Annotated in this window: 8 protein-coding genes and 1 pseudogene; 2 read left to right on the top strand and 7 right to left on the bottom strand. The window is 57.2% G+C overall.

What is annotated here, in order from left to right; all coding sequences use genetic code 11:
* Positions 1–20 precede the first annotated feature (20 nt).
* The 7 genes and pseudogenes from QA640_RS31150 to QA640_RS31120 all read right to left on the bottom strand — a co-directional run.
* Positions 21–259, bottom strand: a pseudogene (locus QA640_RS31150) (transposase); the annotation flags it as partial.
* 26 nt (positions 260–285) lie between these two features.
* Positions 286–1641, bottom strand: coding sequence for an O-antigen ligase family protein (locus QA640_RS31145; RefSeq protein WP_283036672.1), 1356 nt, complete (start codon positions 1639–1641; stop codon positions 286–288).
* Positions 1642–1651: 10 nt separating this feature from the next.
* Positions 1652–2749, bottom strand: coding sequence for a glycosyltransferase (locus QA640_RS31140; RefSeq protein ID WP_283036671.1), 1098 nt, complete (start codon positions 2747–2749; stop codon positions 1652–1654).
* 154 nt (positions 2750–2903) lie between these two features.
* Positions 2904–3881, bottom strand: a complete 978-nt coding sequence (locus tag QA640_RS31135; protein WP_283036670.1) for a glycosyltransferase family A protein — start codon at positions 3879–3881, stop codon at positions 2904–2906.
* A gap of 221 nt (positions 3882–4102) precedes the next feature.
* The gene (locus QA640_RS31130) at positions 4103–5623 is read right to left on the bottom strand and encodes an oligosaccharide flippase family protein (RefSeq protein WP_283036669.1); all 1521 of its coding nucleotides are present in this window, start codon (positions 5621–5623) and stop codon (positions 4103–4105) included.
* 134 nt (positions 5624–5757) lie between these two features.
* The gene (locus tag QA640_RS31125; protein WP_283036668.1) at positions 5758–7659 is read right to left on the bottom strand and encodes a Wzz/FepE/Etk N-terminal domain-containing protein; all 1902 of its coding nucleotides are present in this window, start codon (positions 7657–7659) and stop codon (positions 5758–5760) included.
* A gap of 202 nt (positions 7660–7861) precedes the next feature.
* Entirely contained in the window at positions 7862–9358 is a 1497-nt protein-coding gene (locus tag QA640_RS31120; RefSeq protein WP_283036667.1) for an undecaprenyl-phosphate glucose phosphotransferase, read from the bottom strand.
* Positions 9359–9687: 329 nt separating this feature from the next.
* Here QA640_RS31120 and QA640_RS31115 point away from each other — a divergent pair, with 329 nt between their 5' ends.
* Entirely contained in the window at positions 9688–11052 is a 1365-nt protein-coding gene (locus tag QA640_RS31115; protein ID WP_283036666.1) for a polysaccharide biosynthesis/export family protein, read from the top strand.
* 135 nt (positions 11053–11187) lie between these two features.
* The gene (gene galE / locus QA640_RS31110; RefSeq protein WP_349253643.1) at positions 11188–12156 is read left to right on the top strand and encodes a UDP-glucose 4-epimerase GalE; all 969 of its coding nucleotides are present in this window, start codon (positions 11188–11190) and stop codon (positions 12154–12156) included.
* Positions 12157–12242 lie beyond the last annotated feature (86 nt).

The raw sequence follows: 12242 nt of genomic DNA, 5'->3' as shown, positions 1-12242 counted from the left end.
TCATTTTTCTGAAGCGATATCCTCAGCATCGCGTTGTCGAGCATCGCCTCGGCCAGCAGCTTCTTCAGCTGGGCGTTCTCCTCCTCGAAGTCGCCTGGCGTCCGAGACATCGAGACCGCCATACTTGGCCTTCCATTCGTAGAATGTCGCGCTGATCCCGTATTTGCGGCAGAGATCAGCCGTCTTCGCCCCCGGTCTCCTGCTCCCGCAAAACCCTTACGATCTGCTCTTCCGTAAACCGAAACCGACTTGCCTTCATGTCTATCCCCCAGCGGGTGACGGACTCTACCCATTTTTGGGACTCAGGTCAGAAGGTTTGGGCCGCGTCCGAAGTAAGCGTCGGTCCGGTGAGACTAGCGATGCCCGCAGGTAGCACGGAATCGCGGTAAGCGATGAGAAGGTCAGCGCGCCAATCAAGCCCCGAGGATCGTGCAATACCCCTTCAACAAACGAGAAGAATACGGTCCCAATCGGGAAAAACACAAGCAGCATGAAGTAGTCTCTTTCAGGGGAAGTGGAGGCGTTTACGCGCTGAAGACCTCTTACGATGACAATCAGGAACCACATTGCCAACGAGGTCAGGCCGACGATTCCTGTATCTATCAGGACATTGAGGTACCCGTTGTGCACAGCTATGCTTTTCATGCCGAGGGTGAGAATGGGTCTCAAGGCATCAATCCCCAAGGGATCCATGGTTGCGGCAAAGTAGCCGAATCCTAGTACCGGCCGCTCCCAAGCGGCGTCAAGCGCGATGCTCCAGATTTCCGTGCGTCCAGTGAAGGTCATGTCTTTCCCGACCAACGCTACAAGGTCGTCGGCAAACAACTGGAAGACCGTATACACTATGAGGGTCGCGGCAATAATCAGCAGCGCTAGAACGATTGATTGACCAGCGGTAACTCTTACCAGCCAGTAGTAGAGGAGCAATCCGCACACGGTGAAAAATGCGCCAGCCGAACTGGCAAACACGAGGCAGGCGATCGCAGCGGCAGTGTATATAACCCACAGCACAAGGGGTGCGCCGACGGGGCGCCGGAAGCACAAGAAGGTGAAGGTGCTGAGGCTCGCAGCTTCGCCCAGCTGATTCTTATGACTGAAGACTCCTCGCCATACCCCAACACGGATGTCGTCGAAGATATCGCCCACTTGATGCGTTCCGTACTTCGGAAACGCAATTGCCATCACGACGCTGGAGAGGATCACAAAGATCATTACCTTGATCACCACATTGCAATAAACGTCTATCTCCAAAAGCGAGCAGATGGCAGCGGTGGCGAAAATAAACAAAATCAGAGTGGAGGCGGCTTTGAAGGTGTTATACGGATCAATGGACCAAGCGGTGGAAGCAAGGCAGACCAACGGAAAAACGAGGATCACGGCCGGAATGCCAAAAGACAGGTCGCCATGGTACATTGCGGCAATTGCGATGCACAAAAGCGGAATTGCCACCTGAAGGTAATACACGAGTTTTGTCGTCTCTTCTTGATTGTCGATCGGTAGAGAGGGATCGATGCCCTCGACCAAGAAGACGAACGGATAGGTATATACGAGCAGGAGGAGGACAAACAGCAGTGCGGCGAGTTTCAGGTAGATTGCCCCGGATATTTGCTGGCTCCGGTCCGAATGAGTCAGAGACTGCATGGTGCTGTTCTCACAATAGCCCACTCAAAAAAGTGCTGTAACTTTCGAGCATGCGGTCGACGCCAAAATTCGCGGTGACCAATTTTGACGCTGCACGGCCGAACGATTCTCGCTTGAGCGGGTCGCTCATCATCTCGATTGAGTTCACCAGGGCCACCGTATCTCCAACCGGGAACAGGAATCCGGTCTCTCCAGGGCGTACGATTTCGGGGAGGCCGCCGACGTTGCTGACAACGACTGGCAGGCCCATCGCCATCATTTCCAATACGGAAAGCGGTGCCGCTTCGTAGAGACTACAGAGGACGCCAACGTCAAACGCGCTTGTGTAGGGGCACACATCGAGCTGGTGTCCAGCAAAGACGATATGCTCCGACAGTCCGCTTTCTCTGGCATACTGCGCAACGGTCGCTTGCGTAGGGCCACTCCCCACGAGCAGCGCTTTCACCTGACGTCCTTGAGTTCGGAGGACCTGCATGGCGTCGATCAGCTGACAATGATTTTTCTCAGGACTAAAGCGAGCGCACATGCCGATCACATAATCGTCTGGTGTAAATCCCAGCAGCGAGCGGGTCCGATCTCTCCATTCAATGACTGAACGAGGGGAGAACCGACGCTGGTCCACACCATTGCGAATGACGATTGAACGGGGAGGGGTAAATCCTCGATCTTCCCAGAGCTTGCGTTGGTTTTGGGAAACATAGACCAATGCGTCCGCACGGGCGGCGACATAGCGATAGATGGGATCGAATACGCGCTCCCTAATTGTCCGCAGGTACGCCTTGTGGAGTATTGCTACGAGTTTGGCATTTGACTTCGCCAGATGCCGTGAAACGGTCGCAAAAAGCAGCGGCCTCTCGTCGATCGCGACCATTAGCTGCGGACTGTGGGCTCGGATCAGGCGTGTGACGTTCAACAGCGTGCCAATGTCGTAAATCCGATTTCCATGGCAGATTTCGGCGGGGTTTTGGCGAAGCAGCGTCGGGTCGCCGCCTGTGAGGCTCACCATCGTGCAGACGTGTCCATGGGTCGCCAGTGAATTCGCAAGTTGCAAGGTATGGAGTTCGGCGCCCCCCGGGACCAGACCATTGATCATGAACATGATCCGCATAGGTCTATCGTCCTGCCTGCCACTATCACGCGGTGCAATGCCATTGCTCCCGTCCGTGACCAGCTCAGTATCTCCGAGCTGCAGTGAGCTCGATGCCATTAGCTGAGCTGAGGTGGTGCCTGAAGGACTGAATACGGCGGTGTGCATGACGATGTCATTTGTATTCGATGAGGCGCGCCTGGCGGCCTAGGAAGCGCTCATGCATGAACTTGACCTGCCCCCAACTCTCGGGGAAAGCGGACACCAGCTGGAACAGCGCCGACAATGAGCGCCTGCTCAGCGGTCCGGGGGTGCGTAACGTCTGGCGCAGCCACCTCAGAGGGTAGATGAGCCAGGAGGCCCAGCCCCAGGGGCCCAGCACCACTCCGAACGCCAGGCAGGCTAGGGGAAGCCATACACCCCACAACCACGCTCGGAGGCATCCCCAGCGCTGGGATGGGGTTCTGAACAGATAAGCGTGTTGCGCGAAGCCGTAGCCAGTCCGCACCGCCCGCCACCACCACTGGCCAAAGCGCATCATGGCTGCATCATGCAACGCCATTTCGGCATCCAGCCGCCATACGCGCCATCCGGTGGCGCGTAGCCGCTTGCACAGCTCCGGTTCTTCGCCCGAAGTCAAATCTGCCCGATACCTGCCTGCCCTCTCGAAGGCGTCAACGCGCATCAAAGCGTTGCCCCCGCAGGCATGAGTCTCTCCCACCGGTCTGTCCCATTCGATGTCGCATACTCTGTTGTAAATCGATCGCTCCGGATAACGTTCGCGCAGTCGACCACAGACGACTGCCACGTCACGGTGCGAATCGAGGAAAGCTACCGCTTTCTCGATCCAGCCCGCGACAATTTCGCAGTCACCGTCGACAAACTGTATGTAGGAGAGATCGGGCGCCAACTGGCGCAAGTGTTCGAACCCCTCGTTGCGAGCGCGCGCAGCCGTAAAGGGAATTCGGCCGTCGAGTTCCACCACATCAATACCGGCGCCCCGCGCCAACGCCACCGAACTGTCGGTGGATCCCGAATCCACGTATACCGCCGGCGTCCCGATCGCCATCACCGACCCTAGGCATTGCGCCAAACGATCGCCCTCGTTGCGCCCGATCGCGACCACAGCAACCTTCCCACCTGTCACGTTCATGCGAGACACGAGCCCATCTCGAGATGGCGTGCCTGGAGCCGGAGACTGTCCAGCGCGTAAACCAGCTGTCTGCTCTTGAACGGGCGACCGATGAGTGTCATCGGCGCGCACACTGGAGTCCGCATTGGAAGGCTCCAGGATGGAAAAGATTTTGTGCCACGCACTCCGTACCGAGATCATGGCGCCGCGGGTATTCGCCGGCATGCAACGGGACATCACTCTCATTCATCCGCTCCCGCAATGGAAAGCCGCGGCATGAATAGCCTGGCGACCATCTCGCGGTCTTGAGAAGTAACCAGCATAAACCAAGCCGACACGGCGAAGCTGATCGCGAAAATCACGCCCTCGAAGAGGGTGAACAACACCGTTCGGTCATCGAACGGTCGCAGCAACAGATCCGTCGCACCCGCGACGGCGACGGCCCATACGACTGGCTTTATTGCAGCCAGCTTGACGGTCTTGATACCAAACACGGACCTTACGATTGCGTACCTGGTCACATTAATCATCAACAATGAAATGAAGCCGGCCACCGCTGCCCCAATCTGTCCATGGCTGGGAATCAGCGCAAAACACAGAACAACCGAGACCAGCAATCCAATCCCCAAAAGTCCCGTCTCCCGTAGGTGCAGGCCGGTCATCGAAAGGGCAAAACCGCTGCACCCGAACATCGTCTGCACAAGCATTCTGGCGGCGACGATCGACACGACCGACGCATCCACCGCGAACGTCGGTCCAAGCACGAGGTCGATACGATCACCCCAGAAGACAATCGCGGCAAATACCGGCGCCGAAAACAATGTCGTCAAGCGGAGGTTTTCTGCCAGGAGCATCTCCATTCCGGCGACGTCGTTGTTTCGATAACACAGAGCAATGCGAGCACCCAGGGTCTGCCCGACGGCCAATCCCAGAAGGCCAATGAGTTGCGCCACCATGACCACGGCGCCGTACTGCCCAACGTCCGCCGCCGATCCGAAGTGGCCGAGGAAGAGCGAGTCGGTCGAACGGATATACGTTGTGAAAACGAGCGATGCGGCCAGACTGGGAGAGTAGCGCAGAACGGACAACCCGTCGGCCAAGTCAAACCCCCCGGTTGAATTCGCAGGTGCCAGCTCTCTCCGGGCTCGTACCGCCAACATAATCCATGACAAGACGTATGAGACAGATGTGCCCACCACCACCGCCCACAAACGCCAGCCAAGGACAAACAGCGCTATCATCACCAGAGCCCTGAACGTCGGCTGCAGAACATAGCTTGCCAGAATGCTGGGATCTGGCTTCAAAACTCCACGATATGCGCCGCCCAGCACAGCCAGGTCCGTGGCAAATGGGAGAGCAATGAGCGTTACGAGCAAGATGTTGGCGAACTCGGGATAGCGGTAGATAGATTGCTCGACATAGGTGCCCAACCCCAGTGCAGCCAATACAGCCGGAGCGATCCCGAGCACGAAAGCAGCCGAACGAAAGCCCGTTAGTTGTGCTAATCGGGTCGAATGCGGTCCAGATCCCAGATGTCGTTGCAATGCGAGATCGAGGCCCAGAGGGCTGACAATTCCAAGAACATCAAAAATATTGCGGGCCACACTGACCACGCCGTACTGGGAGGCGCCAATGAATCGTGCGACTAATATGCCGACAGTGAAGCTCAGCACCTGGTTGTAAATCATCGCCAAGGCGTAGAAAGGCGTGCCTTGTGCAAAATGGCGCCAGGGAGTCTTCCCGTTCAGTCGATTTGCGTCCATGAATGGATACCATGTAGGCCGGTGTTGGTCGAAGTGGAGGGCCGCGCGAAGCTCCGCGACACGCTCGCCTGGAACAGGTCCGGGTCTCTTCTATCCACCACGCGTGAGACGCGCGCACCGGTGCTCGGGTCCTCTCAGTAATTCAAGTCTGCCTTGTTCAGCGTAATGCCGAGCATGAGGTCATCCATGCTGTTACACGCTTCTAGCGCACGCGCGACGACGCTCACTTTCGTACGCCCCCACTCGACAACAAGGATGAACGAATCCAACAGATGCGCTGCGGCGCGAACGTCTGCAAACGGCGCGAGGGGCGGCAGATCGACAATAACGTATTCGTAGGTCTCACGAAGAGACTGAAGCAATCGATCGAGCTTCTCCGATCCCAGAATGTCGCTTGCGTAAGGTGTTCGAGAGTCATTGCCAACTGGTAGAAAGACCAGCTGCGACGCCGCGTCAGTCCAGGTCGTTTCAGACACAGAAGCCGCCCCTGCCATGACATCCAAAATGCCAAATGTGGCCGTCGGAGCTAGTGCGGTCGAGAGTGATCGATTTCGCAAATTGCAGTCGACCAGAACAACGCGAGATCCCGCATGTGCCAGAAGCAGTGCCAAGGCCGCTGCAACGGTGGACGTTCCCGCGGCGGCTTGTGTCGAGGTGATGCCAATCACCTGCTTTCTCTTGCCGCTTCGGTTGGTCGAATCGATGGCTAACTTGATCTCGAGAAACGACTCGGTGAATCGAGACTCAGGTGCATCCGTAATTGTCCAAATTGGACTCTCGGCACGTACGATGCTGCGCGATTTCGGACGGCTCGGTGACGGTGGGCTGGACAAAGCGCGCTTTGCCCGGCGCTCGGCATCCAGCGCTGGCGTGACAACGGACTGCGGGCCAATTCGCATCGAGCTGATTTGGCTGTGGAGGCTGCCCAAATTCACCGGACGCTTCTCAGCAAGGTCCGAGAGAACCGTTGTCAGCTTTCTCCAGGCGGCCTGGGGCTTGACCTTTGGAACAACTGCAATGCACGGTACTTGAAGCTCTCTCCAGACCTGGCCGCTGGTACGGATGCCCCGATACGAGAGATCGCGCAGGATCCCGATAGCGATGCCGAGAAACAAGCCTGCCACGGTCGATATTCCAAGCACGACTAGGCCTTTTGGAGAACTGGCCCTTAAGGGAGGCAGGGCCTCGGTAATTAGACGTGCCTCGAACACCGGCAAGGATTGTTGTTGTACGGCGTCCATTTGACGCAGAGCGTGACGAAAATTATCAAGAGCGCTCGTGGATTGCTCCGCGGCGGCGACCAATTCGCGAAGCTCACCTTGCCTCCGCGTCGTCGATTGCGATCTCGCCGCACCTGGATCGACGGCATCCGCAGAGTCCGCCATGTCCTTCCTGTTCTTATAATAATCCTCCAATGCCTTTTGGGCAGATGATGCCTGATTGGTCAATTCGTTCAATCGATCCTTGATCCATGTCTCATCGCGGAAAGTGGACTTGTATTTCGCGTCCATTTGACGCCCGATATATGTTTCCGCTACGGTGTTTAAGATCTGCGCCGCTCGCTCAGCGTCGATGGACTCGAAGCTAACCTCGACGAGGTATGTGAGGCCGACGCGCTTGACCGAAAGCTTGCGCTGGAAAACCTCAAGTGCATAGCGTATCGCGATTGCTTCCGTTTCCGGTTTGCGCCAACCGAGCAATCTGGCTATCGAGTTGCGGATACCAATTTGTCCGGCGAATTCGGGGTCCTTTGCTAGATCAAGTTTGCGTATGACGTCGCGAGCGATACTTTCGGATTTTATGATGCCGATCTGACTTTCCACGATCGTTGAGACCGACGCGGTGTCTCCAAGCGGCGCTTTCGACTCGATGACGAGATCCGCTTCGGCCGTGAACTTCGGTGTCGCAACAATAAGGTAGAGGACGGCGATCCCCCACATTGCCAAACACGTCAACGAAATGATCGAGACGCGCCGCCATAAGAAATCCGCAACGTCAGCCACAGACACGACCGGCAGACGATGGTCAGGCGCCATTGCGTCTTGATTTATCGAAGTCTCTATTCGCTTGGGAGTCTGGAGCATGTTCTGGTACCAGCGTTAATGGTTGCGAGTCCGAGGCTTCGTACGTGAGATCATACGGAGCGTCCCGTGGGGTGACTGATGCCCAGGTTCGATGACGTTCCGCGATTTACGAGTTCGACGCCGGTTAGCCGGAGGTGCAGCAGAAAGAAGGGCGTCAATAAGCATTCCAGTACACCTTTCTGGAGAACAGGGTCATGATCATGATTTTGAGATCCAGAAGGAGGGACCAGTTGTCGATGTAGTACAGGTCGTGCTCCACGCGACGCTGCATCTTCTCGAGAGTGTCGGTGTCACCGCGGTACCCGTTGACCTGAGCCCAACCGGTAATGCCGGGCTTCACATTGTGGCGACGGGAAAACGACGAAATCAGCTCGGCGAACACCTCGTTTTGCGCGGTTGCATGTGGGCGGGGCCCGACGATCGACATGTCCCCGATCAGCACATTGAACAACTGCGGAAGTTCGTCGATATTGGTGTGACGCAAGAAGTGTCCCAAACGGGTCACGCGTGGATCGTGTCTGGTGACGGGACTGAAATTGTCGCCATCCTCCATCACAGTCATCGTGCGGAATTTCAACACACGGATTGGCTCGTTGTTGTAGCCATGCCGTTTCTGGCGAAATAGCACGGGCCCGCTGGAGTCGAGCTTGATTGCAATCGGCACGATGACGAAAAGGGGGCTGACTACGATGAGGCCGGCGACTGCAGCGGCGATGTCGAATGCTCGCTTGATTGCTCGCTGAAAAGGAGTAAGGGCGGACTGGAAGATCCGCATCGTCACCATGTTGCCGAACTGGGCAATCCGCGACTTGGACATCAAATCGATCAATCCGACGGGGACGACGTGGACGTCAACCGGAAGGTCTGACAGGGCGCTCGCAAGTGTGAGAGCCGACGAAACATCTTGTTGCGAGGTCAAGATGACGATGTCGTCGGCTCGGAGCGGGCGGCAATCCGCGACCAGTCGACGGGCATCAGGCAGCATTTGGACAGCACCAGGCCGCATCTGCGCTGAGGAGCGAGCGCGAACGGTGGGAAAGTCGAATGAGCGAATGGTCCGAATCCCGCTAGCCATTGTCCGAGCGGAAAAATGCAGGCAGTGATCCGGTTCTCCAACGAGGATCACGCGCCTGGTATCGATCTGACCCGACGAGAGGGCAGGTAGTAGGAACGAGAGCCATAGTGTCCGTGCGCAGATCACCGCGAGAACGGCGCTCGCAACTTGGACCATGACGATAGCGCGCGAATAGTCTTCTGAGATTTCCAGAAGGAATGTCGCCGACAGGAAGAGAGAGAATGCGAGGAGAACGGCCGTAACACCGCCCCATAGGTACACATGGCGGAGCTGCGTCTGGATCCGGGAATATTGCCCGAGCCCTACGGAAACGATCAGCTCCAACGTGGCGATCAGAAGTGATTCCGCGACATATTTGGCGAGATCCGGTAGGTCCTGAAAGATCAACCAATGGTAGAGGATGGCGGCGAAAAAGGCCGCAATTGCTACCAGCAGGAATTCAGTGGCTGCGGCCAATACGAACAGGGCGGCCGATCGGTTCCTACCGACGCCTGCTGGGACTGCCGTGCAACCGTCGACCGAATGTGCCGGGAGCGTGGTAGAGGCCGGCAAATTGGTAAAGGACGCATGATTCATAGCACTCAGCCACCCATCGCTTCGGCTGAATCAGTACATTCCCAATCTGTGGATGAGAAAGGCAATAAATGGGTAGCTACGATGTAGGTAACTACGATGGTCCATTGAGCCGCGGCGGTGCAGGACTAAAGTTCGAGCAGCAATCCGCTTGAATGCCGACGGGTGCGACGGAGTGTGCGACCTGATGATCGGTAAGGCGCTGAAACGACCCAGTGCAAATGAGAGAATCGAGCACGTGCCTAGCGGATCTGCCGTCCGGACCGTCATTTGGAGGTCAGGGATGTTGACGTGTTGGTGTTCGCGGGGGCAGATTTGAAGGAGTTCATCTGGTGACCACGTTCCATATCGATGTCGTCGGCAGCATCCTGAATCGTTGCATCAGATGGGGCCTGGTGGCCGTTGGCCTGACAGTTTCCGTCACCCAAGCCAAGGCCGAATATCGAGTAAGCGTTGGAGATACCCTGGAGGTTGCAGTGGCGGGTGCGCCGGAACTTAGGCATCGTGCTGCCGTCCAAATAGACGGGAATGTTTCGTTGCCACTGGTCGGAACGATTGCAGTAGCCGGTCTGCCTTTGTCGCAGATCCGAGCCAAAATCGGGGCCGCGCTGGTCAGCAAGGTGCTTCGTCAGAGGACGCCTGACGGTCGTGAGGTTGCGATCGTGATAGACGCGGATGAGGTCACGACGACCGTGGCAGAATACCGGCCGATTTACGTAAACGGAGACGTGTCAAAGCCAGGCGAGTATCCTTATCGTCCGTCCATGACGGCACGCCAACTCGTCGCTGTGGCAGGTGGCTACGACATCATGCGTATCAGAATGAACAACCCGTATCTCGAGTCTGCGGACTTGAGAAGCGAGTATGGATCGCTTTGGACTGAATTCGCCAAAGAACAGGCACGTATGTGGCGCATCAAGAATGAGCTCGGAGAGGGGGAGCAGATCAGTTCGGGCTCCCTGATGGAAGCGCCCTTAGCTCGATCGGCGATTTCGGAAATCGTTAATGCAGAAACAGAATATCTGAAGACCAAGCAGAGTGATTATCAACAGGAAAAAACGTACTTGCAGCGCGGCATTCGACAGGCAGACGACGAGGTCCGCGTGCTGTCAGAGCAGCAGAAGAAGGATGAAGAGGGTCTTCAGGCAGATGTTGAAGAGCTGCAAAAGACGACCGAGCTGTTCAGCAAAGGTTCGTTGATCAGCCCTCGCGTTACCGATGCGCGTCGCGCGGTGCTGCTGTCATCAACCCGGAAGCTGCAAACCTCTGCGCAGCTGCTGCAGGTCAAGAAGCAGCAGGACGAGTTCGTCAGAAAGCTGGCGAAGCTCGATGACCAGCGGCGGCTCGACCTGCTCCGTGAGCTGCAAGATACCAGCGTAAGGCTCAATCAAATTCGTGAAAAGCTGCAGAGCGTTGGCGAGAAGCTTCAGTACACTGCGATGGTTCGATCACAACTCGTGCGAGGAGCCGGCAGCCACACGGAGATTGCCATCATCAGAAAGGGCGATAAGGGGCAGGAACGGATCATCGCAAGCGAAGATACCGAGCTGCAGCCGGGTGATGCCGTGGAGGTCAGCCTCCAATACCAGGATGGTCCTGCCCTCCCTCCCCGAAGGCTAGGCAGTTCAGATGTTCGATCAGGGACAGGCCCGACCGATGCAACCGCAGGCGATTCGGTGCGCGTCGGGCAGAGATGATAAGGGCCGCCGTAATTCGGAACGGGAAGCTGCGGCGTCGATGACAATCTCTTCAACAGCAACGAGGCCTCGCTGGAACGGGACCCGACCATTGCATCTTTACCCAGTGCTAAATTCGAGGCGATATAGAGCATCGTGAAGATTCTGGTTACGGGTGGCGCCGGCTATATCGGGAGTCACACCTGCAAAGTATTGGCACGCCGTGGACTGGAGCCGGTTGTCTACGACAACCTGTCGCGCGGAAATCGTTGGGCCGCGAGATACGGCATGTTCGAATTTGGCGACATCGGGGACGCCGCCCGGGTGCGTTCGGTGCTCGAAAAGTATCGTCCATCGGCTCTGATACATTTCGCCGCCTATGCCTACGTTGGCGAATCCGTCGCGAGTCCACTGCTCTATTATCGCAACAATATCGGCGAAACCGCCTCGCTGCTTCAGGCCTGGATCGACTTCAGGCCAACGCCGGTGGTGTTCTCCTCGAGCTGCGCGACCTATGGCGTACCCGATCAGCTTCCGATCTCGGAGGATCACCCACAACAGCCGATCAATCCTTATGGCTATTCGAAGCTGGTGGTTGAGCGGATGCTTGGGGATCTCGACGCGGCCCACGGCCTTCGTTCGGTTTCGCTGCGCTACTTCAATGCGGCGGGTGCTGACCCCGAAGCAGAAATCGGTGAAGCTCACGAACCGGAAACCCATTTGATCCCGTTGGTCCTCGCCGCCGCCCGCGACGGCACGGCGATCAAAGTGTTCGGGAATGACTACGACACAGCGGACGGAACTTGCATCCGCGATTACGTCCATGTGCTTGATATTGCCGACGCGCATGTGAGGGCACTCGAGTATCTCATCGGAGGCGGAGCCACCTGCGCAATCAATTTGGCCAATGAGCGGGGCTACTCGGTACTGGAAGTCGTGGCGACAGCTGAACGCGTCACGGGCAAATCAATCCAGGTCGAGCTTGTGCCGAGACGGACTGGCGATCCCGCAGTCCTGATCGGCGCTCTGGAAAAGGCACGAACCCTGCTCGGCTGGAAGCCGGAGCGATCTGACCTGGAGGTTCAGATTCGCGACGCGTGGAAATGGATGACGCGACAATCTTGAGCGCTCGATGGCCCGCCCCGGCGGACGGCGTCAGCTGCGACGCAGTCCATCAGAGGTAGCTCATAAAGCCACGCCTCGTGGGCGCA

Source organism: Bradyrhizobium sp. CB82 (assembly GCF_029714405.1).
GTDB lineage: Bacteria > Pseudomonadota > Alphaproteobacteria > Rhizobiales > Xanthobacteraceae > Bradyrhizobium.
Note: the sequence above shows the minus strand (reverse complement) of the source record. Positions and strands in the feature narration are given on the sequence as shown.

Coding starts and splice junctions, on each gene's coding strand:
- QA640_RS31145 (WP_283036672.1), bottom strand. CDS start 1,641: ATGCAGTCTCTGACTCATTCGGACCGGAGCCAGCAAATATCCGGGGCA.
- QA640_RS31140 (WP_283036671.1), bottom strand. CDS start 2,749: ATGCGGATCATGTTCATGATCAATGGTCTGGTCCCGGGGGGCGCCGAA.
- QA640_RS31135 (WP_283036670.1), bottom strand. CDS start 3,881: ATGAACGTGACAGGTGGGAAGGTTGCTGTGGTCGCGATCGGGCGCAAC.
- QA640_RS31130 (WP_283036669.1), bottom strand. CDS start 5,623: ATGGACGCAAATCGACTGAACGGGAAGACTCCCTGGCGCCATTTTGCA.
- QA640_RS31125 (WP_283036668.1), bottom strand. CDS start 7,659: ATGGCGCCTGACCATCGTCTGCCGGTCGTGTCTGTGGCTGACGTTGCG.
- QA640_RS31120 (WP_283036667.1), bottom strand. CDS start 9,358: ATGAATCATGCGTCCTTTACCAATTTGCCGGCCTCTACCACGCTCCCG.